Raw genomic sequence first — 20,530 nt, forward strand, 5'->3', positions numbered from 1 at the left:
CTTTCGCCCCTGGGCGCCAGTGGCCCGTCCGCCGTCGCCCGCGCCGATGGACCCCGCCCTCCATGGCGCGGGCGCGGGCCCGGTCGTCGTGCTTGCGAGGAGCGCGATCATCGCGGCCCTGATCGCCTCGAAGGTGCGGCCGAGGGGACATCCGAGCCGGGCCTGAGCGGACGTCTCACACGTGAAGCCCCCCGCCCCGTGACGTTCGGGCCGGGCCGGGGGCTTGGGGCGTTCGGGGCTCAGGCCAGGTCGAGGGTGCCGGTCCTGACCTGGGAGGCGAATGCCCGCCACGCGTCCGGACCGAAGATCAGCTTCGGCCCGTCCGGGTCCTTGGAGTCCCGCACCGCCACCGCCGCCGCCAAGTCCGCCACCTCGACGCACTGGCCCCCGATGTTGGTACTGCGGCTACTCTTTCGCCACTCGGCAATGGATACGGGCACCAATGACGAGACCTCTACGCATTGGCCGCCGGTATCATCGCTGTGGCTGCTTTTGCGCCAGCGCGCCGGGACCAGCGCGCCCCCAACGCACCCTCCGCCGGTGTCACCACTGCGGCAGCTCTTACACCGCTGCATGGCAGACACATCCTGCGTGTTCACAGGTCCTCCAAGATCGTCCGGAGCAGGCCCAAGGAGTCGTCAGCGGACATCGCCGCACCCCTGATCAAATCGAAACGTACCCGATACTTCCGGACGCCGTCAGGGTGATCGATGAGCTGCGCTCCCACGTGACTACCGACGTGCACGACATCGACGTCGTCTCGGAAACTCATGACCGTGAATGAGCCGGGCAGCCCCGCATAGCCTCCCTTGGCCGTCGGGACGATCTGGATCACGATGTTGTGCAGCTCAGCAAGGTCGATGAGATGCTGGATCTGCCTCCTCATGACCTCGACGCTTCCGAGCGGACGACGGATGGCGCCTTCGTCGAAGACCGCGACCACGTACGGCGGGTTTTCCCGCTTGAGGATCTCCTGTCGCTCCATTCGGGTCGCGACGAGGTGCTCAACGGTCTCGGACGTTTTGTCGGACTTGAGCACCTCATAGGCGTACTCGGGGGTCTGGAACAGGCCGGTGATGACCATCGTCTCGAACACGTGCATCACCTCGGACTCGCGTTCGCGTGCGATGAAGTCGGGGAAGCCGGGGGGCAGGGCGGCGAGTCGCCCGAAGTCCCGGATCCACTTCCAGATGCGGTGGAACGATCCGTCCGTCTTGAAGAAGACGTCGCAGTCCTTAGCGAAGTCCTCGGACGGAGGACTCCCACCCAACTCGACCTGACCGATCCTCTGAGGCGAGTAGCCGAGCTTTTCCGCAAGTTGCGGTCGCGACAAGTTGGACAATTCCCGCTTAGCACGCAACTCGGTGCCGAAGTATTCCGCGGGCGAGGACGGGATGCCGGGGTCGCGGGGACGACGAGGCACAGGAACCTCCGGGAGGATTTGAAAATAAGATCGTTTTCGAACGGGCGAGCGCGGATTTTCCCGTTCGTTCTTTCTTGCTCTTTCGAAGAGTAACTTGATTACAGCAAGGTTGGAACCGGCAACGGAGAGAAATCACACCGAAGGTTCAAACGATCATGGATACGCCAGGCAACCCTGATGACCAGGCGTTGGCCCTGCTCCGCGAGGACTTCCAGGGCCATCGAATCTGGCGCGCGACACGCTACGATGGACGGCTCGGCGATTGGGTCGCCACTCTGCACAACCCTAAGGCCGGCGTGGATCCGACCGTTGTGCGCAACACCGCAGAAGAACTCCGTAGGGCGCTCCTAGTCGAACTCAATCGCGCGTCCACCCAGCGGAGGTCCGAACCCAGTAAGCGGGTGCAATGGTAATGCGGTGGATCGAAGCCAAGAATCTGAACGCCGGCACCCCGACCTCGTCCATTTCGGTCCACCTTGACCGACTTGCCCAGGAAGTCATCCGCGAAGGCTGGAAGGCCGTCCCGCGCTACGACGGCGGGCGTCCACTCCTACGCGTCTTCGACCCGGCCGTCCCGGACTTCGGGGAGAGCATCACGCTCGTCCCCGGAACGACGCCCGATGTCTGGTGGTACCGGTCGAGCACGGGCGAGGACTTGGCCCCGCACACCAAGCCGATCCACGCGGCCGAGCGGATCACCCGGATCCTCACCCCGTACGTGGCCGCCGTCCTCGCGGCCCGGACCCACCGGCGCGGGACCACCGACGAGCGGCGCCCCATCCCCCGCCCCCACCCGAACCAGCCCCACGCGAAAACGATCGCCGACCTGCAAGACCGCTCCGGCGTCATCTGCTGGTGGGGCAGTTGCACCGAGGAGTGGTGGGCTCTCATCCCCGGCGGAACGCGATGGCGGATCGTCAACGCCCCCGACCCCGAAGCCCTCATCGAGACGATCTTCAGGGCTCGCACCCGCCGCTGACCCTCAAGCCGCCGCGCGGCGGGGGAGGTTCCTCCCGTCCCTCCCCCGCCGCGCGGCTCCCACCCGTCCGCGAACGGGTCCCGCCTCCCCAGATGACCACGGCGGAGGTGTGAACCGGGAGCGCGCGGCGATGAGTCTGTGGGCCTCCGCGGGTCCACCTCTTCGACCGCGCAACCACTTCATCGGGAGTAGATCATGGGCCTCATCCACATCGAGATGTTCGCGACCCTCGACATGGTCGGGCAGGCGCCGGGCGGCCCCGACGAGGACCCGGCGGGGTTCCCGTTCGGCGGCTGGCAGGCGCCTCTGATGGACGAGGTCGCCGGGGCACAGGTCGGCGCGGCGTACGAGGGCACCGACGCACTACTGCTCGGCCGCCGCACGTACGACATCTTCGCCGCCTACTGGCCGCACCAGGAGAGCGGCCAGGACAACGAGATCGCCACGCTCTTCAACAGCGTCCCCAAGTACGTGGCCTCCCGCGGCAGGCCCGACCTCTCGTGGGCCGGGTCCACGCAGGTCGGCCCGGACCTGGCCGGGGCGGTCCGGGAGATCCGCGACCGGCACGAGCACGTGAAGGTCGTCGGCAGCCTGAACCTGGTGCAGACTCTCCTGCGCGAGAAGCTCTTCGACCGTCTCGACCTCTGGGTGCACCCGATCGTGCTCGGCGTCGGGAAGAAGGTGTTCGACGGCGGCGCCGTCCCGGCGAACGTCACGCTCCTCGAACCGCCGGTGGCCAGCCCGAAGGGCACCGTCTACCTGCGCTACGGCCTCGCCGAGGGCACGCCCGGGACGGGAGACATGAGCGCACCCGACCGCGGCAACTAGCGCGACGTCCACCAAGGTTCACCGAATGCGTTGACCTGCGGCGTGTTGTTGCTTCCGACGCGCTCATAACAACAACACGCCGCAGATCAACGAATCCGGTGGCGCTGGCGACGTGCGTGGTCGCTGGGCGAGGGTCCGAAATGTCCGGGCCGCGCGGGCCGCCGGGCTCGTCGCGGACCTTGCCCCCGGCGTTCCCGGCGGGGTGGACGTCGATATCGACGTCACCTGGCATGACGCCCTCACCTCCGTCGGTTGCGGCGGCAATCTGGAACGGATCGGCTGCCCGCACTGCGGCGGCTCGATCGACACCGAGTGGTGGGGCGACCTGCTCGAAGCCCATGGTGCGGACGGCTTCGCCGCCTTGGCCGTGACGGTGCCCTGCTGCGGTGCCGTCACATCGCTGGACGTGCCCGACCATCACTGGCCGTGCGGCTTCGCCCGCTTCGAGATCGCGATCTGGAACCCGACCGCACCTGGTTCGAGGGCGAGGAACTCGCCGCCATCGCCGACGCACTCGGCCATCCCGTCAAGCAGATCAGAGCCCATATCTGACCTGGGGAGACGCCAGAATCTCGGTCAAGGGGTCTTGGTCAGGCCGGCTTCTCTGAGGGCGGTGCGGATCTTGGTGCCTTGTGGGTCGTCCTCGCGGACGAAGGCGGCGGGGGTGCCGAGGGGCGCCGGGACGGTCAGTTTCGCCGCGCCGGTCCGGTCGCCGTAGGTGCGGCCGGTGAAGACGTTCGTCCAGCGGCCGGCGGGGAGGTGGACCTGGACCGTCTTCGCGCCCGGGGTGAGGACCGGGGCGACGAGGAGGGAGGGGCCGAAGAAGAACTGGTCGTCGGCCGTCGCGGCCGGGCTGCCGGGGTGGACGAGCCAGGTGTGGCGCAGGGCGGGCAGGCCGCGGGCCGCCTCGCGTTCGACGGTGGCGCGGTAGTCGGCCAGGGCCGCGTAGACGCGGCTGGACCGAGCGAACGACGCACGGCTCGCCGGGGTGTCGTAGATCTGCGCGTTCTGGTCGGGCTTGTTGCCCTCGTGGGTGCGGAAGAGGACGCCGAAGGCCGCGAGTTCCGCCCAGCGCTGGAGGAGTTCGGGTGAGCGGTGGTAGTCGCCGAGCGGGGTGTCGACGGCGGTGTAGCCGCCGATGTCGCTGTGGGTGAGCGTCATGCCGGACACACCCGCCGACAGCATGCCGTGCAGGGCGGACGCGAGGCCGTCGTGGGCGTCCCAGTCGACGAGCTGGTCGCCCGCCCAGAACAGCGGCGTCCGGGCCGGGGAGCCGGTGTAGGCGGCGCGCATGAAGTACAGGCAGTCGGAGCGGTCGGCCAGCTCGCAGGCGCGGCGGTTGACCTCCGCCCACTCCACCGGCCACCGGTTGTGCAGGTCGGCGGGGGAACCGGCGTGCAGGACGGCGTCGAACGGGAGGCCCTCGCCGAAGTCGGCCATCCACCCGTCCGCGCCGGCCCCGGCGACCTCGGTGGCGATGACCCGCGCGTACCAGTCGCGGGCCGCCGGGTTCGTGAAGTCGACCATGGCGGCCGAGAACTCGCCCTGGTCGAGCATGTACGGGGATCCGCCGGGCTCGGTGACCAGGTAGCCGTGGTCGCGGGCCTCGGCGAACAGGTCGCGGTGGACGCCGCCGGGCTTCCCGGACGGGTCCACGAGGAAGGGGTTGACGTAGGTCAGCACCTTGATGCCGCGCCGGTGCAGGTCGTCCACCAGGTCGTCCCAGCCGGGGTAGCGGGTTCGGTCGAGCTGCCACGTCCACCAGAGCCGGTCGCCGAACGAGGTGGTGCGCCGGCCGGTCCAGTCCTGCAGCCAGACCGCGGAGATCTCGGTGCCCGCGGCGAGCATCTCGTCCACGACCCGGCGGACTTCGGCGGTGCCGCCCTGCAGGCCGAGGACGGCGCCGTCGCGCGTCCACGCGGGCAGCGGAGACATTCCGCCGGTCGCGGCGGTGCGGGCGGCGAGGACCTCGGCGGGGTCGCGGCCGGTGTACAGCTCGGCGTCCATCTCCGGGGCCCATGCCTGGACGACGGTCAGGCCGGGCTGCGACAGGTCGAACACCGAGTAGCGGCCGCCCGACAGCGCGAAGCCCCGGTTCTCGCTGGTCAGGTAGAACGGCATCGGCGCGTAGGTGGTGTCCCAGGCGCCGCCCTGGCCGGAGACCAGGTCGACCATCGCGGTCAGCGGCTGGCGGCCCCGGCCGATGCCCTGCTCGCGGACGACGATCGGGACGCGCCGCCCCGCCAGGTCGAACGGGGCGAACTGCTCGCCGAACCCGTGGAAGCGCTCGCCGCGGCCGCGCGCGGAGGCCAGCGCCACCACGTCCGGACGGCGGTGCACGCCGAGGCCGGTCACCGTGCCGACCGTGACCCGGACGGCCAGGCGCCCCGTTCCGGCGTCCGAGACGCGCCACGTGTAGGGCGCGCTGAGCGGGCCGCCGCTGAGCGTGCCGCTGACGACCACGTCCCCGGACGACCGGGTGACGCGGTCGATGCGCTGGTCGGCCAGCCGCCAGCCGGCGAACTCGTCGGGGGTGAACATGCCGGTCCGCTCGCGCCACGACAGCCGGCCCAGCGCGGCGGCGACGAAGGACCTCCCAGGGGAGGCAGCCCAGACGGTGCGGCCGCCGGCGGTCACCGTGAGGCGGGCGCGCCCGTCCTCCCGCCGGTCGGCGGACACCCGGAACCCGCCGACCTCGGCGCGGGCGGCGGCGCCCGGCGCGAGCGTGAGCGCACCCGGCGACAGCGTGTCGAGAACACCGGCCTGCGCCGTGGACGACGTGAGCGGCAGCAGCACGGCCACCGACAGCACGGCGGCGATCACCCTGTACCGGGTCCTCATCGTGCCCGTCCGGGAGCCGGGGTCAGGCGGGTTTGACGGCTACGCCGCCGAAGGCGCCGGCCTGGGCCTGGGTGAGGGCGGCGTCGTGGGGGTTGCCGTCAGGGCGCCAGTCGGTGACCGGGACCACGCCGGGGTCCTGGAGATCCCAGCCGGTGAAGAACCCGGTGATGCGCTCGCGGGTGCGCGGGTTCAGGTTCACCCCGCCGGCCCGGTAGGTGGCCACCACGCGCGCGGCCTCCTCCGGGTCGTCCACCAGGTCGGTGGTGGAGTGGGAGAAGATCATCACGCTGCCGGGGGGCAGGGCGGCCTTGTAGCGCTCCAGGATGTCGCCCGGCCCGTCCTCGTCCGGGACGAAGTGCAGGAGGGCGACGGTCAGCAGCGCCACCGGCTCGGTGAAGTCGATCAGTTCGTGGGTTTCGGGCGCGCCGAGGATCTTCTCGTGGTCGCGGAAGTCGGCGTCCAGGTAGGCGGTGCGGCCCTCGGCCGTCCCGGCCAGCAGGGCGCGGGCGTGCGTCAGGACGATCGGGTCGTTGTCGACGTAGACGACGCGGGAGTCGGACGCGACGGCCTGGGCGACCTCGTGGGTGTTGTCGGACGCCGGGATCCCGGTGCCGATGTCGAGGTACTGCCGGATGCCCATGTCCGCCGCCAGCCGGACCGCGCGGCCGAGGAAGCGGCGGTTCGCGCGGGCGCCGGTCGCGACGTCCGGGAAGATCTCCAGGACCTGCTCGGCGGCGGCGCGGTCGGCGGCGTAGTTGTCCTTGCCGCCGAGGTAGTAGTCGTACATGCGGGCCGAGTGCGGAACGTCGGTCCGCAGGTCGAGGGACGGTGCGCGGTCGCCCGGCCACTCCGATCGTGGATCGTTCTCCGCCACCACAACCCCACCTGATTCGCATGTTGTCCGACATAACTGATCTTTGGCGACATGCTATCCCGCCGGACCGGACGCGAGGCCGGACGCGAGGCCGGCGGCGACGCGGGCGGCGGTCTCGCGGAGCCAGCTGTGGGCCGCGTCCTGGGTGTGGACGGGGTGCCACCACAGCGCCTCCTGGACGGGCACCGCCTCGAACGGGCACGGCAGGACGCGCACCCGCGCCACCGGGGCCATCAGTTCGGCGAGGCGCCGCTGGATGAGGGCGACCCGGCGGGTCCCCGCGACGAGGGTGGGGAGGAGCTGGAAGCTCTGCACCGAGACCTCCACGTGGGGTTCCAGGCCGAGCGTGGAGAGCTGGCGGGCGGCGGGCGCGTCGTAGGGGCGCTGGTAGACGACCCAGGGCAGGCGGGCCAGGTCGTCCAGGGTGATGGCGTCGCCAACGTCGGGATGGTCGTCGGCGACCACGCAGACCCACTCGTCCCGGTACAGCTCGACCGTGGGGAAGCCGCTGATGACGCCGTGCGGCATGAGCAGGCCGTCGACCGCGCCGAGCAGGGCGCGGGCCAGGGCGGCCCCGAACGCGGCGACCGCGTAGCCCGAGGCGATGATCGTGAACTCGCGCCGCTCGGTGGCCGGGCCGGCCTTCCCCGGCCTCGTCAGGGACGGCCGGGTCCTCGACCTGCGCGAGTACGCGGCCACGACGCGCGGGCTGCTCGACCGGTGGGACGACGTCCTGCCGCCGGACTGGTGCGCGAAGCCGGACTGGGAGCCGGAGGTGGCGGCGGTCATCGGGCGGCTGCCTCGCCGAAATCTGGGGACGCGACGGCACCCAGGACCCGCCGCCGCCGGAGCCCGCTGCCGCGCGCCCGCAAGCGCCCGCGCGAGCGTCCGTGAGGCGGGCCGCGCGGAGTCGGGGCCGGCGTCCGGCGCCGGCCCCGGCCGCTCAGATCTTTCCGGTGCCCTGCAGGCCCCAGGTGTGGTTGCCCTCGCCGTCGTCGTTGACGTTGGCGACGACATGCCCGTCGGCCGTGTTGCCGCTGATGTTCACGTACGAGCCCGAACTGGGCAGCCGGCACGTCTTGGAGCCGGACGTGCTGCCGTTCACCGCCGAGGTGAAGTCGCACGTCCTGGTCTTGATGTCGGCGTCGTTCTGCTCGATCCGGACCTGGACGTCGAAGTTCTCGAACTTGCCCGCGCCCGAGTCGCCCCAGGTCACTTTGGCCCAGGCCCAGGTGTAGCTGTTGCTGCCGCCGGACCCGCCCCAGTTGCGGCTGATGCAGAGCTCGACCTTGATGTCCGCGTTGTAGCCGTTGGTCGGGTACTCCTTCTGGCTGGTCGCGCACTTGGAGTCGGTGGCGTTGGCGGGGCCCGCCGTCACCAGCGTGCCGAGCCCGGCCAGCGATGCCGCGGCCATGCCCGCCACCGCGATTCGGCCGATCCGCTGCTTCACGTGATCTCCCGTTCCCCCTGCGGGGCTGGACTTCATGGATCACGCACGACCCTAGGGAGACCCGCCGGTCAAGATCAACTGAAATATCATTCAGAGCGGGGATGGGACGCCACGAGCGGCGTGTCCACGCCGAGCGCGCCCAGCTTGGTGGCGCCGCCGGGGGTGTCGAGCGGCTCGTCCCGGCCGGGCAGCGTCTCGCCGAAGAACCGCGCGTTGTCCTCGCGGTAGGGCTCCAGTGCGGCGGGCAGGTCGTCCTCGTAGTAGATCGCCTCGACCGGGCACACCGGTTCGCAGGCGCCGCAGTCGACGCACTCGTCCGGATGGATGTAGAGCGACCGCTCGCCCTCGTAGATGCAGTCGACGGGGCATTCGTCCACGCAGGCGCGGTCCATCACATCGATGCACGGCTCACCGATCACGTAGGTCACGGCAGGTCTCCTCGGCGACGTTGATAGCGGAACCCATTTTGCACTACTGTCCTCGTATAAACAATTCAGGGTTGGACAAACCCGAGGGAGGTGGGTCCGACGACCACGGCCGACCGCCCCGCCCCGGCCCCCGAGCCGGTGGCGGCGCTCACCCGGCTGCTCTCGCGCGCGGTCCGCGCGCTCGGGCAGGCGGGCCGTCCCGACCAGGCGAGCCGGCTCGCCGCCGACGCCTGGTCGGCGCTGCGCCACGAGCATCCCGCCGAGGCCGAGCGCATCAACGGCGTCATGCACTACCTGGCCCGCCTGCCCGAGGGCGAACGAACCGACACCGCGAAGGAGACCGCCATGACCGCTGAGGACCGCCCGCTCGACGTCCGCTCCGAGGCCCCCGCACGCCGCCACACGCTGATCTTCGAGACGTGGACGGGACTCGGCTCCGGGGAGGGCTTCGTGCTCATCAACGACCACGACCCGAAGCCGCTGTACTACCAGTTCGCCGCCGAGCACGACGGCGAGTTCACCTGGGACTACCTGGAGGAGGGGCCGGAGACCTGGCGGGTCCGCATCGGCCGCACCGCCGCCGCCTGAGCACGGCCGCCACTCCGAGCGGCACCGAAACGAGCGACACCGAAACGAGCGGCACCGAAAGGGGGCCCGGTCATCGCGACCGGGCCCCCTTGCCGTGCCTCACGCCCCGGCGTTCTGGCAGACCCAGCCCTCGGGGGTGCGGCCGGAGGCGATGAACCCGCGCAGCCGGTCGGCCGCCTCGGGCGTCAGCACCGCGTCGGCCTGCGGGTACAGGATCGGCTCCTCCTTGGAGTTGTGCCGCTCCAGGAGGGCGAGCAGCTCCCGCGCGGTGGCCTGCCCGGCCTCCCCGCCGAGCCCGCCCTCCAGCCGGTCCATCGTGCGCCAGAGCTCGCCGTGCTCGCGCAGCATGACGAAGACCGGCGCCATCAGGCCGCCGTCCCGCAGCGGCGGGAACAGGAACTCCTCCTCGAGGTAGATGTGGCGGCGCAGCGCGTCCAGCGCGTGCTTGAGCGGCCCGGTCTCCTGCCCGCCGCTCGCCGTGAACGCCTCGATTCCCGCGTCGATCTCGCGGTGCTCGCGCTCCAGCGCCGCCGCCAGCGTCTCGCTTCCCATGTGGCCTCTCCCTCACTCCTCGACTCTCCCTTGTTTTTATACAACAGGGTCTGTAAAAACTAGGGGACGGAGAGGACGTGATGACATGAGCGAGCCCACGACCCCGGGCGGACCGATGACGGCATGGCTCGCCGGCCCGCCCGACGAGCAGCTGCTCCGGGAGATGCTGCGCGAGGTCATCGACCCCGAGCTCGGGGTCAACATCATCGACCTCGGCCTCGTCTACGGCGCCGGCGTCGCCGACGGCGTGGCGCGCATCCGGATGACCATGACCACCCCCGCCTGCCCGCTCAACGACTACTTCGAGGACACGATCCGCTCCACGCTGTGGGGCGCGCCCGGCGTCGACGACGTCGAGACCGAGTTCGTGTGGGACCCGGTCTGGGAGCCGGACATGATGACCGACGCCGCCAAGGAGATGCTCGGCTGGCGGGGCTGACGAACCGGTCCGCGGATGCGACGCTGGGGATGTGCGCATCCTCATCGTCGGCGGCGGGATCATCGGCGCCGCGCTCGCCGACCGGCTCACCGGCGGGGCGGACGCCGCCGAAGTGACGCTGGTCGAACAGGACCGGCCCGCCGGCGGGCGCCTCCGGCGCGGGCTTCGCCTGGCTCAACGCCAACGACCCGGACGACCCCGCCTACCACTCGCTGCGCGTCGCGGCCCTCGGCGCCTGGCGGCGGCTGGCCGGCGGGTTCGGCGACCCCGGCTGGTTCCGCATCTCCGGGAACACCGCCTGGGCCATCGCCGGCCCGGACCGGGACCGGCTGGCCGAGCGGGTCGCCCGGCTGTCCGCCCTCGGCTACCCGGCCGCGCTGGTGACGGCCGACCGGCTGCGCGGCATCGAGCCGTCGCTGCGCCCGGCCGCCGGGGCGGTCATCGCCCACTACCCAGGGGAGGGCTGGGCGCACGGCCCCGACGCCGTCGCGGCCCTCACCGGACGGGCCCGCGAGGCGGGAGCGCGGCTGGTCACCGGCGCCCCGGCGGCCCGGCTCACGCTGCGCGGCGAACGCGTCACCGGTGTCCGGCTCGGCACCGGCGAGGACCTGGACGCCGACCTCACCATCTGCGCGGCGGGCCGGCACAGCCCCGCGCTCCTGGCCACCGCCGGCCTCGACCTGCCCCTGCTGGACGCCGCGGCGCCCGGGTCGCCCGCGCCCGGCCTCACCGCCACCACGACCCCGGCGCCCGGCCTGGTCAACGGGGTCGTCCACTCCCCCGGCCTCGACCTGCGCCCGACGCCGTCGCAGGGGCTCGTCCTGGAGGCCGCCGACCTGGACGACGCCACCGACCTCGCCACCCCGGCGGCCGACCTCGACGCCCGCGGCGCCGAACTGCTCCGCCGCGCCCGCGCGCTCCTGCCCGCGTTCGCGGCCGGCCTCCAGACGGTGCGGCGCTGCGTCCGGCCGCTCCCGGTGGACGGGCGGCCGCTGGTCGGCCGGCACCTGCCCGGCCTCTACACCGCCGTCACCCACAGCGGCATGACGCTCGGCCCGCACCTGGCCGACCTGATCGCCGCCGACCTCGACCACGGCGAACCGGCCCTGGCCGCCTACCGCCCGGACCGGTCCCCGCCGCCGGCCAGCTAGGGCGCCGGGCCCGGACGCCGCGGCCGATCGGCCGCGGCCTCCCGCACGCCGGGCGGCTCCTTGGCTACTCTGGGGGCAGACGGCCGGAACGACGTGGCGCGACCGGAGAGCCCACCGCGCATTCCGGTGCAGATGGTGCAGGTGCGTTTCGGTGAAGGATGTCGTCGTGGTACATGTGGGCAGGATCGCGCGGTTCGACGAGGTTCGCGGTTACGGATTCATCACCCCCGACGAGGGCGGTCCCGACGTCTTCGTCCACGTGAACGATCTGAACGACGACAAGAGCCTCATCACCACAGGGACGTCGGTCGAGTACGAGCTCATCGACGGCGAGCGGGGGCTGAAGGCGTTCGACGTGAGCGTCATCGGCGACCGCCTCGTCCCCGGCGGCGGTGGCGGGCGCGTCTCCTCGGCCGACGACGAGGCCCTCTGCGACGTCCTCACGACGAGGGAGCTGCGCATCGAGCTGACCGAGCTGGTCCTCGACACCGTCCCGGACCTGACCGGCGCCCAGCTCCTCAAGCTCCGCGAGAGCCTGCTGACCCTGGCCCGCAAGCACGGCTGGAGCGAAGACTGACCCGCCGGCCGGACGCCGTCAGGCGGCGGGGGTGTCCCCGGGGGCCGGGCGGTCTCCGGCGGTGCGGGAGCGGACGAGCCGCGCCAGCCACCAGCTGAACGCGCTGAGCAGGATGAGGCCCACCGGGGCGATCCAGACCAGCGGGGAGCCGGGCTCGCGCAGCGCGTCGCCGAGGCCGGTGTAGACGAGGGTGCCGGGCACGATGCCGAGCGCGGTCCCGGCGAGGTAGGGCGCGAACCGCACCCCGGCCACCCCGGCGCCGTAGTTGACCGCGCCGAACGGGAACACCCCCGCCACCCGCAGGACCAGGACGGACTCGAACGCCCGCCGCGACAGGAGCGCGTCCAGGCGGGCGATCCGGCCCGTCCCGAGGTAGCGGGACATGGCCGGGCGGCCGAGGACCCTGGCGAGGCCGAAGGAGAGCGCCGCGCCCGCGGTGGCGCCCGCGAGCACCGCCAGGGTGCCCACGCCGATCCCGAACAGCGCTCCGGCGGAGGCGTTCAGCACCGAACCGGGCACCAGCGCCGCCACCGCCAGGACGTAGCAGAGCGCGAACACCAGCGGCCCCCACCGGCCGAGCGACTCGACCCAGTCGCTGACGCCGTCCCACAGCGCGCCGCCGGTCAGCACCGCCAGCACGCCGAGCCCCAGCAGCAGCGCGCCCAGCACGAGCAGCCGCACGAGCGGTCCGCGCGGTCGTCCGGCCGGGGGCGTGGACGGGGGCGGGGACGGGACCGGCGGCGCGGCGGGGTCGGGGCTCATGCGGGGCTCCTGCCGGGGACGGGTCGGGTGTGCCTCCCCATTCCATCGGAACCGCCGCCGCATCCCAAGCACCGGCCCCGGCCCGCCTCACCCGCCGCCGGGCACGGCACGCCTCGACGCGATGGTGGCGCCGGTCAGCAGCACGCAGATCGCGGCGAACGCGGCGATCACCGCGGCCGCCCCGAGGCGCGGCGCCGCCAGCGGCAGCAGCAGGACGGCGACGACGCAGGCCGCGACCGCGGCCGGATGGGCGAGGGGGTCCGCCACGATCGACGCGTGGATGAGCCACAGCGTGCCGAGGAACGCGGCGAGCGGCACCGCGACCGCGTAGCAGACCGCCAGGGCGGACGCGTACACCTCGTGCGCCGACTGCTCGACCGCGACCTCCAGGCCGGCGCCGAGGGCGGCGAGGGCCGAGAAGAGGCAGTAGTGGCCGTACCCCCACCAGTAGGAGCGGTGCCGGCGGTCGCTGAGCCCCTCGCCGGCCGGCGCCAGGAAGTACAGCCACCAGAGCGCGAACAGCACGACCAGCCCGGACACGGCGATCACCACGAACGGGCTGCTGATCTCGTCTTTCTCCAGCGCGCCCGCGACGCCCCTGGTCGCGGCGAGGACGCTCTCCCCGAGCAGGATGATCGTGAAGAGGCCGTAGCGCTCGGCGATGTGGTGCGGGTGCCAGGCGGTGGGCGCCGCCCGCTCGGCCCGGCGCGGCACCGCGAGTTCCAGCAGGGCCAGCGCGGCGAAGGCGGGCACCCGGGCGGACGGCGGCAGCACGCCCGCCTCGTCCAGCAGCAGGCGCAGCAGCCAGCCGACCTGCAGGAGGCCGATGCCGGCCGCGTAGCGGAACGCGGTCCGGCGGCCCGCCGGGTCCTCGGTCCCGGCCCGCACCCACTGCGCGACGAGCCCGATCCGCATGATCAGGTAGCCGAAGGTGACGGCGCCGTAGTCGCCGTGGTCGAACGCGGCCGGCACCCCGGCGGCGAGGACCAGCACGCCCGCCATCTGCACCATGGTCAGCAGCCGGTAGGCGACGTCGTCGGTGTCGTAGGACGAGGCGAACCAGGTGAAGTTCATCCAGGCCCACCAGACGGCGAAGAAGACCTGGAGGAACGGCAGGAGCCCGGCGGCGGCGTGGCCGCCGGCGATGTCGTGCGCGAACCGCGCCGTGACGGCCGCGACCGCGACCACGAACGTCAGGTCGAACAGCAGCTCCAGCGGGCTCGCGGCGCGGTGCGGCTCGTCGATCGGCCGCGCCCGCATCCGCACCCGGATCCGGATCCCGCCGCCCGGCCGGGGCGGGCCGGGGCCGGTGCCCGCACTCGTCAGGGACACCGGTCCGCCCCCGCGCACATTCGGGTCACCGCGCGCTGCGCGCGGGCTCGGCGGCCCGGCCGCGCGACTCCGGCGGGACGTAGGCGAAGGTGGGCCCCGCGGTCGTGCCGCCCTCCTCGGGCATGCCCATCAGGGCCTCGGCCTGCCGCCGGAGCGCGAACATCGCGCCGACGGCGGCGTCGAGCGCCGCCGGATCGCCGTCGAAGGCCCGCTCCAGCATCTGCAGGACGGTGCAGTAGGTGCCGTTGAAGGCGTCCTGGGCCGCCCGGATCGCGCTGCCGGGCGGGTGGTCGCCCACCCGCGGATCGCGCCGCATCGGCCGGACGCCGCGCAGGTCGACGCGCACCGGCTCGCCGGTCGGCCCGGATTCGGGGGTGTCACCGCGCCGGTAACGCCGGCCGGCCTTGAGCTCCTGGAACCGGTAGTAGTGCGCGACCTCGTCCCGTCCGGGGTGGAAGACGTCGCGCTCGCCGTCCCAGACCTCGCCGCGGGAGGTGCCCTCGCCCTGCTCGACGATCTCCGTCAGCGCGGCGAGCGCCGAGTCCAGGCCGCGCACCGCGATCAGCCGGCCGCCGGTGCTGCTGAAGCCGGCGGACGTCACCTGGCGGGCCGGGTCGCCGCAGAACACCCGCCGCTCCCCGAGCCGGTCGCACAGGTCCCGCAGCCCGTCCTCGACGGCGTCGTAGAACTGGCCGATCGTCTCGTAGCCGTCGCCCTCCCCGGGTGCGCCCGGCCGGGCCGGCCTCTCGACGCGGAGGAACATCTCGACGGCCTCGGCTCCGAAGGGGGCCAGGGACAGGACCAGGGAGCGGTCGCCGTGCGGCATCGTCCGGGGATGCGGCGGGAGCATCTCCGGAACGTCCAGCCGCGGCCGGCCGCCGACCGCGTTGAGCAGGTTCGCGACCAGCGCCAGGTGGAGCATCTCCTCCGCGAGGACGCTCCGCAGCGCCTGGACGGCGTCCGGGTTCCGCTCCGGGTCGAGCGAGTAGAGCGCGCACAGGTACGGCGGCAGGGTCGCGTGCTCCAGCTCGATCGCCCACTGCAGGTGCTCGCGGAGGTCGCCGAGCGTCGGGATCGGCGCCGGGCGCCGGACGGCGGCATCACCGGTCGGGTGGTTCATGCGTCGCCTTCCAGTGCCTCGGCCGCGCCGAGGATGTTGCGGAGGCCGATCACGTCGCGCTCGACGTCGGTGGGGTCGAACAGCCACTCCGAGGGTGGTGCGGCGGCGGTCTCCTCCGGGCGGCTCGACTCCGCGAGGACCAGTTCCTCCTCGACCTCGATCTCCAGCTCGATCTCGAATTCCCTGTCACCGTTCACGTGCGTCTCGTCTCCTTGCGGGCCGGGCCGGAACCCGGCCGGCGGCGTGGACCAGTTGCATCGACAGCTGCCCGGAGGCGAGCAGCCGGGAGAAGCGCTCGCCCTGGTGGGCCGCCAGCGCGTACGCGCGGTCGCCGCGGTGCCGGGCGGCCACGACCGCGGCGACCTGCGCGGCGCGGCGGGACCAGGCCAGCGGCGCGCCGCCGGGCCGGTCGATCTGCTCGACGAGGTCGAACCCCGCGCCGTCCAGCAGCGCGGCGAGTTCGCGCTGGGTGGGGAAGTGGTTGCCGTCCGGGGCCGCGAGGACGAGCGGGGTCCGCGCGACGACCACCAGCAGCCCCAGCGGCGCGCCCGGCGCGAGGACGCGCCGGATCTCGCCGAGCAGCGCGGGCTTGTCCCGGACGGTGTCCAGCACCCCGAGGCACCAGGCGGCGTCCACCGACCCGGTCCGCAACGGGATCCGGGCGCCGTCGGCGGTGATCACCGGGAGCCCGAACAGCCGGGCGGCGGCCCGGCACGCGGCCGGCATCCGCTCCAGCAGCACCGGCCGGACCCCGAACCGCTCGGCCGCCCAGGCCGCCGGGCCGCCCGCCCCGGCGCCGACGTCCAGCAGCGTGGCGCCCGGCGCCAGCTCGCACGCCTCGCCCAGCCAGGCCAGCGCCGCCGGGCTCGCGCTGCCACGGCAGGCGGCCGGGATCGCGTGCCGCTCCCCGAGCAGCTCGACCGCGTCCGCCGTCCAGCGGGCGACGTCGTCGAACTCGGCGGTCATCGCTGCCGCGGTCACGGCGGTCCCCCCGTCTCGTCGGGCCCGGCGGCCGGTGCGGCCGGGCGGGATGGCGCTACCTGGCGGCCGGGACGCGGCCCGGCCACTCGCTGTAGCGGATCGAGCCGAGGACGGCGTCGCCGAGCGGGACCAGGCTCCGCTCCTCGACCTCCGCGCCGAAGTAGTGCGCGTGCGGGTCGGCGACCACCTCGCGGGGGTCGTTCCAGAAGGCCAGCGCGTCGCGGATGAACTCGTCCATGCGGAACTGCTCGGGCCCGGCGATCTCCACCCGGCCGTCCAGCGGCGCGCCCACGGCGACCCTGCCGACCTGCGCGGCGACGTCGTCGCCCGCGATCGGCTGGTACAGCACCGGCGCGATCCGGACGGTGTTCCCGTCCGTGGCCTCGTCGGCGATGCCCCGGGTGAACTCGAAGAACTGCGTGGCGTGCACGATCGAGTACGGGACCGGCGACTTCACGATCAGGTTCTCCTGGACGTTCTTCGCCCGGAAGTAGCCGCGGACCGGGGGCCGCTCGGTGCCGACGATCGACAGCCCGACATGGTGGCCGACGCCCGCCTTCTCCTCCTCGGCGAGCAGGTTGCTCGTCGAGGTCTCGAAGAACTCCAGCACGGCGGCGTCCTCGAACGACGGCGAGTTCGCCACGTCGATCACCACCGACGCCCCGGCCAGGACGTCCGCGAGGCCCTCCCCGGTCAGGGTGTTCACCCCCGTGTTCGGCGACGCCGCCACCGCCTCGTGCCCCTGCTCCCGCAGGTTCGCCACGAGCTTGGAGCCGATCAGTCCGGTACCGCCGATGACCACGATCTTCATATCCGTTCCCTCCCGTGTTCGCCGGGGCGCGCCGCTGCCGCCCCGTCGTCATCAAGGACAGGGCGGCCGGGCGCCCTGTGACAGCTCCGCCGAACTTTTTTTGCCGGAAGCCGCGTCCGCCGTGAGCCGATACCGGCCACTGTCACCTCCCCGGTCCCGCGGGGACACCAGGGTCGGACACTGGCCACGCCCCTGGACCCCCGTGTCACGGGGGCCTGGGAACCCGCCGGGGCGGCGGGTGTCACTCTCCGTCATAGACGAGCAACCCGTCGTCGCGCAGCCGCGCCCCGGGGGTCGGCGGGTGCTCGGTGAGGCGGCCGTCATGGGCGAGGTGGAGGACGGGGCGGCCGCGGGCCAGGACGGCGAAGTCGGCGATGATGCGGCGGTGGCAGCGCCACCACACCGACTCGCTGCACATCACGGCGATGCGGGTCCGCCCTGCCTCGCCCAGGAGGTCCTCCATGGCGGCCAGGAACTCGGGGCTGCGCGTGTGGCCCGCGTATCCGCGGAAGGAGTCGTTGCGCCAGAAGGTGTCGGGCGAGTCCGGCGCGGCCCGGCGGAAGCCGCCGAGCCGCTTGTCCCACCGGTAGCCGACGCCCCCGGCCGGAAGCCACTCCCCCAGGGCGTCGCGCTGCACGTCCGGGTTGCGGCGGCTGCCTGGCGCGGTGCGCACGTCGACCACGGACCGCACCCCGGCGCCGCCGAGGAGGGGAGCCAGTTCCTCGCGGCCCGCGGTCCCGTGCCCGAACGTCAGCAGCGGCTCCATTCCGTCCAGGCTGCCCGGCAGGAGCAGCGCCACACCTGCGCGAACGCGGCTGCCGCCGGCCCCTGGTGAGGACCGGCGGCAGGGGGGTGTGTCCGTCAGCTCGCGTTCAGAGCGACGTCGTCGACGACGAAGCTCGTGTACAGGGCCGCGTCCTCCGTGCCGGAGAACGAGAGCGTGACGGTCTTGCCCGCGTAGGCGGACGCGTCGAAGCTCTTCTGGACGTATCCGGAGTTGGCGTCGAGGTTGGAGTAGGTCGCGACGGTGCTGCCGCCGACCTTCACGGTGAGGTTGTCGTAGGCCGTGACGCCGGTCGTCTCCGCCGTGTCGACGTGCACATAGAAGGTGAGGGTCGCGTTGCATCCGGCGGGGATGGCCACCGACTGCGACGCGGAGTCCGTGTGCGACCTGCCGTAGCCGTCGAACCAGGCGTAGTGCGTCCCGGAGTGGGCGCTTTCACCGTCGCTGGTGGACGACACCACACCGGACGTCGTCGTCCACGGCGACGTGCCGCTCTCGAATCCGCCGTTGGAGACCTTGTTGCCCGGCGAGGAGCACCCGCCGCCCGGCGGGTTGACCGTCCAGGTGAAGGTGGCCGTGCCGGAGAGGCCGGAGGTGTTCGTGGCGGTGACCGTGACCGTGCTCGTGCCGGCCGTGGTCGGGGTACCGGAGATCACGCCGCTGGACGCGTTGATCGACAACCCGGCCGGGAGCCCGGTCGCGCTGTAGGACAGCGTCCCCCCGTTCGGATCGCTGGCCTGGACGGGGAGGCTGACGGCCGTTCCGACCGTGGTGCTCTGGTTCCCGGGGCTGGTGACGCTCGGGGCGCCGCCCTGGCCGGGGCAGGTGCCCGGCACCGGGTCCGAGCCGGTGACGTCGACGGCCGCCCAGGCCGCCATCACGGTGTTGTACTCGGTGCAGTGGGTGCCGTACAGGTCGGCGGCCGCCTTCAGCGAGTCGACGCGCGCGTCGGCGTAGTCCTCGTTGCTGTTGGCGTAGGACGCGAGGGCCTTGAACCAGATCTTGGCGGCCTTGTCGTTGCCGATCCCGGTGACCGTGGAGTTGTTGCAGGTCGGGCTGTTGCCGTACCCGTGGTCGCCGCTGCCGACGGCGGTCAGGAAGAACCAGTGGTTCAGCGGGCCCATGGAGTAGTGCGGGTCGAGCCCGCCGTTGCCGCTGTCCCAGCAGTTCGGCGACTGGCCGTCCAGCGACGGGTTGTACATGTAGCGGAGCGGGTCGCCGTTGCCGAAGATGTCGATCAGCTCGCCCATGGTGTAGTCGGGCGTGTCGACCGCGTTGCCGGCGTAGAACTCCACCATCGTCCCGAAGATGTCGCTCGTGCCCTCGTTCATCCCGCCGGTCTCGCCGTTCTCGCCCCAGCCGACGAGCGCGCCGCTCACGCCGTGGCTCATCTCGTGCCCGGCGACGTCGATCTCGACCAGCGGCCTGGCGTTGTTCTCGCCGTCGCCGTAGGTCATCTGGGAACCGTCCCAGAAGGCGTTGACGTAGGCGTTGCCGTAGTGCGTGCGGGACGGCACGCCCTGGCCGTCGCCGAAGATGCCGTTCCGGTCGTGGACGTTCTTGAAATAGTCGTACGTCATGGCGGCGCCGTAGTGGGCGTCCACCCCGGCCGAGGCCGGGTCGGAGTTGCTGCCGTTCCCGAACTCACCGGTGGAGTTGCTGAAGATGGTGCCGGTGCCGGACGTGGCGTGGTTCAGGTTGGTGGTGTACCCGTTGCCGTGCGAGGGGTCCCGCATCGTCCAGGTGCTGCCCGACTGCGTCAGGTCCAGGTTGACGGTGCCGACGTAGATGCCGTGGCCGCTGCCCTGGGTGAGGGCGGTCCGGGTCGCGGTGGCGGGTGCCGACCGGACGCCGGACGGCACGAACGTGTGGACCTCGTCGTTGCTCTGGACGACGCGGCCCTTCCGCGCGTCCACCATCACGTGCAGCCTGCTGGGCGTCTGGTCGGCGCGGACGCCGGTCACGACGGTCTGCCAGACGAGCGTGGCCGACCGGCCCTGCATCGTGATCGCCAGCTTGGGCTTCGAGACCGACGACACCGTGCCCTTGAGCTGCTTGCGGGCGAGGCGGGCGGCGGCCGGGGCGCGCACCGACGGCGTCGTCCCGATCGCGCCCGAGGTGTCGGACGCGGTCTCCAGCGCCCGGTAGGAGCCGTTCGGCTTGAGGTGGACGACGAGGTCCCCGCCGTAGACGGGGAGCCCGCGGTAGGTGCGGTCGAACCGGACGTCGGCCGACCCGTCGCGGGCGACGGCGACCGACCGGGCCGTGAACGCCTGCCCGCCGGCGCGGTGCGCGCGCCCGGGATGCGCGGCGATGGCCTCCTTGGCCTTGCTGACGGCCCGCTTGCGGACGGACGGCGACGGATCGAGCGTGAAGGGCGCCTGCGTGAACGCGGAGTGCCCGGCGGGTTGGCGGGGACGGGGCGGGGCCTGCGGGGTGGCCGCGGCCGGCTGGGCTACGGCGACGCCGGTCAGCGCGACGAGTGCCGCCGCCGACGTGGCGATCGCGATGGTCCGTTGGGACATGGGGATGGATGTCCTTTCACCACTGAGAGGGGGAGCCCGTGGTGACGGGGGTGGATATGCGCGAGTGTGCGGAGGTGGCGGCCGC

The 20,530-nt window shown here is 72.7% G+C and carries 22 protein-coding genes and 1 pseudogene; 6 read left to right on the top strand and 17 right to left on the bottom strand.

The features are described 5' to 3' along the window. Positions 1–239: 239 nt before the first annotated feature. Complete coding sequence (locus ABZ806_RS13820; RefSeq protein WP_500217540.1) at positions 240–575, bottom strand: DUF397 domain-containing protein; 336 nt, start codon at positions 573–575, stop codon at positions 240–242. A gap of 20 nt (positions 576–595) precedes the next feature. Further along, on the bottom strand, positions 596–1,423 hold the full coding sequence (locus ABZ806_RS13825) for a helix-turn-helix domain-containing protein (RefSeq protein ID WP_500217443.1): 828 nt from the start codon (positions 1,421–1,423) through the stop codon (positions 596–598). A gap of 412 nt (positions 1,424–1,835) precedes the next feature. On the opposite strand from ABZ806_RS13825, the gene ABZ806_RS13830 reads away from it, so the two are divergent. Both ABZ806_RS13830 and ABZ806_RS13835 read left to right on the top strand, forming a co-directional pair. Beyond that, complete coding sequence (locus tag ABZ806_RS13830) at positions 1,836–2,402, top strand: hypothetical protein (protein ID WP_500217445.1); 567 nt, start codon at positions 1,836–1,838, stop codon at positions 2,400–2,402. 195 nt (positions 2,403–2,597) lie between these two features. Next, positions 2,598–3,230, top strand: a complete 633-nt coding sequence (locus ABZ806_RS13835; protein ID WP_500217447.1) for a dihydrofolate reductase family protein — start codon at positions 2,598–2,600, stop codon at positions 3,228–3,230. A gap of 417 nt (positions 3,231–3,647) precedes the next feature. Here the strand turns inward: ABZ806_RS13835 and ABZ806_RS13840 are convergent, their stop codons facing one another. The 6 genes from ABZ806_RS13840 to fdxA all read right to left on the bottom strand — a co-directional run bounded on the left by ABZ806_RS13840 (position 3,648) and on the right by fdxA (position 8,823). Continuing rightward, a complete protein-coding gene (locus ABZ806_RS13840; RefSeq protein WP_500217448.1) occupies positions 3,648–3,776 on the bottom strand; it encodes a hypothetical protein in 129 nt (42 codons plus the stop codon). Between the two features lie 30 nt (positions 3,777–3,806). Then, entirely contained in the window at positions 3,807–6,071 is a 2,265-nt protein-coding gene (locus ABZ806_RS13845) for an alpha-glucosidase (RefSeq protein ID WP_500217450.1), read from the bottom strand. Positions 6,072–6,093: 22 nt separating this feature from the next. After that, positions 6,094–6,945: an SAM-dependent methyltransferase gene (locus tag ABZ806_RS13850; RefSeq protein ID WP_500217452.1), complete on the bottom strand. Its 852-nt coding sequence runs from the start codon at positions 6,943–6,945 to the stop codon at positions 6,094–6,096. 54 nt (positions 6,946–6,999) lie between these two features. Further along, complete coding sequence (locus ABZ806_RS13855; protein ID WP_500217454.1) at positions 7,000–7,734, bottom strand: LysR substrate-binding domain-containing protein; 735 nt, start codon at positions 7,732–7,734, stop codon at positions 7,000–7,002. A gap of 154 nt (positions 7,735–7,888) precedes the next feature. Further along, positions 7,889–8,395 (bottom strand): hypothetical protein, encoded by a 507-nt coding sequence (locus ABZ806_RS13860; protein ID WP_500217456.1) that lies wholly within the window; start codon positions 8,393–8,395, stop codon positions 7,889–7,891. Positions 8,396–8,481: 86 nt separating this feature from the next. After that, entirely contained in the window at positions 8,482–8,823 is a 342-nt protein-coding gene (gene fdxA, locus ABZ806_RS13865) for a ferredoxin (RefSeq protein WP_500217457.1), read from the bottom strand. A gap of 90 nt (positions 8,824–8,913) precedes the next feature. Between fdxA and ABZ806_RS13870 the strand changes: the two genes are divergently transcribed. Next, entirely contained in the window at positions 8,914–9,411 is a 498-nt protein-coding gene (locus ABZ806_RS13870) for a DUF2249 domain-containing protein (RefSeq protein WP_500217459.1), read from the top strand. Between the two features lie 99 nt (positions 9,412–9,510). On the opposite strand, the gene ABZ806_RS13875 is transcribed toward ABZ806_RS13870, so the two are convergent. Continuing rightward, positions 9,511–9,963 carry a hemerythrin domain-containing protein gene (locus tag ABZ806_RS13875; protein ID WP_500217460.1) on the bottom strand — a complete coding sequence of 151 codons (453 nt, stop codon included), beginning with the start codon at positions 9,961–9,963 and terminating at the stop codon, positions 9,511–9,513. A gap of 85 nt (positions 9,964–10,048) precedes the next feature. On the opposite strand from ABZ806_RS13875, the gene ABZ806_RS13880 reads away from it, so the two are divergent. The 3 genes and pseudogenes from ABZ806_RS13880 to ABZ806_RS13890 all read left to right on the top strand — a co-directional run bounded on the left by ABZ806_RS13880 (position 10,049) and on the right by ABZ806_RS13890 (position 12,130). Then, entirely contained in the window at positions 10,049–10,402 is a 354-nt protein-coding gene (locus tag ABZ806_RS13880; RefSeq protein ID WP_500217462.1) for a metal-sulfur cluster assembly factor, read from the top strand. Between the two features lie 149 nt (positions 10,403–10,551). Continuing rightward, positions 10,552–11,553, top strand: a pseudogene (locus tag ABZ806_RS13885) (NAD(P)/FAD-dependent oxidoreductase); the annotation flags it as partial. Positions 11,554–11,704: 151 nt separating this feature from the next. Beyond that, complete coding sequence (locus ABZ806_RS13890) at positions 11,705–12,130, top strand: cold-shock protein (RefSeq protein WP_500217465.1); 426 nt, start codon at positions 11,705–11,707, stop codon at positions 12,128–12,130. Positions 12,131–12,148: 18 nt separating this feature from the next. On the opposite strand, the gene ABZ806_RS13895 is transcribed toward ABZ806_RS13890, so the two are convergent. The 8 genes from ABZ806_RS13895 to ABZ806_RS13930 all read right to left on the bottom strand — a co-directional run bounded on the left by ABZ806_RS13895 (position 12,149) and on the right by ABZ806_RS13930 (position 20,445). Next, complete coding sequence (locus tag ABZ806_RS13895) at positions 12,149–12,892, bottom strand: TVP38/TMEM64 family protein (protein ID WP_500217466.1); 744 nt, start codon at positions 12,890–12,892, stop codon at positions 12,149–12,151. An 87-nt stretch (positions 12,893–12,979) separates the two neighbouring features. Then, positions 12,980–14,224, bottom strand: a complete 1,245-nt coding sequence (locus tag ABZ806_RS13900; protein ID WP_500217468.1) for a low temperature requirement protein A — start codon at positions 14,222–14,224, stop codon at positions 12,980–12,982. Between the two features lie 25 nt (positions 14,225–14,249). Next, the gene (locus ABZ806_RS13905) at positions 14,250–15,344 is read right to left on the bottom strand and encodes a ferritin-like domain-containing protein (protein WP_500217471.1); all 1,095 of its coding nucleotides are present in this window, start codon (positions 15,342–15,344) and stop codon (positions 14,250–14,252) included. Beyond that, positions 15,341–15,541: a hypothetical protein gene (locus ABZ806_RS13910; RefSeq protein ID WP_500217473.1), complete on the bottom strand. Its 201-nt coding sequence runs from the start codon at positions 15,539–15,541 to the stop codon at positions 15,341–15,343. Before ABZ806_RS13910 ends, ABZ806_RS13905 begins: the two co-directional genes overlap by 4 nt. Further along, positions 15,531–16,325, bottom strand: coding sequence for a class I SAM-dependent methyltransferase (locus ABZ806_RS13915; protein ID WP_500217476.1), 795 nt, complete (start codon positions 16,323–16,325; stop codon positions 15,531–15,533). Before ABZ806_RS13915 ends, ABZ806_RS13910 begins: the two co-directional genes overlap by 11 nt. A gap of 55 nt (positions 16,326–16,380) precedes the next feature. Next, positions 16,381–17,136, bottom strand: coding sequence for an SDR family oxidoreductase (locus tag ABZ806_RS13920; protein ID WP_500217478.1), 756 nt, complete (start codon positions 17,134–17,136; stop codon positions 16,381–16,383). Positions 17,137–17,377: 241 nt separating this feature from the next. Next, positions 17,378–17,935: a DUF488 domain-containing protein gene (locus ABZ806_RS13925; protein WP_500217481.1), complete on the bottom strand. Its 558-nt coding sequence runs from the start codon at positions 17,933–17,935 to the stop codon at positions 17,378–17,380. Positions 17,936–17,997: 62 nt separating this feature from the next. After that, positions 17,998–20,445: a M4 family metallopeptidase gene (locus ABZ806_RS13930; protein ID WP_500217483.1), complete on the bottom strand. Its 2,448-nt coding sequence runs from the start codon at positions 20,443–20,445 to the stop codon at positions 17,998–18,000. Positions 20,446–20,530: the final 85 nt, after the last annotated feature.

Source organism: Spirillospora sp. NPDC047418 (assembly GCF_040643275.1).
Lineage (GTDB): Bacteria > Actinomycetota > Actinomycetes > Streptosporangiales > Streptosporangiaceae > Spirillospora.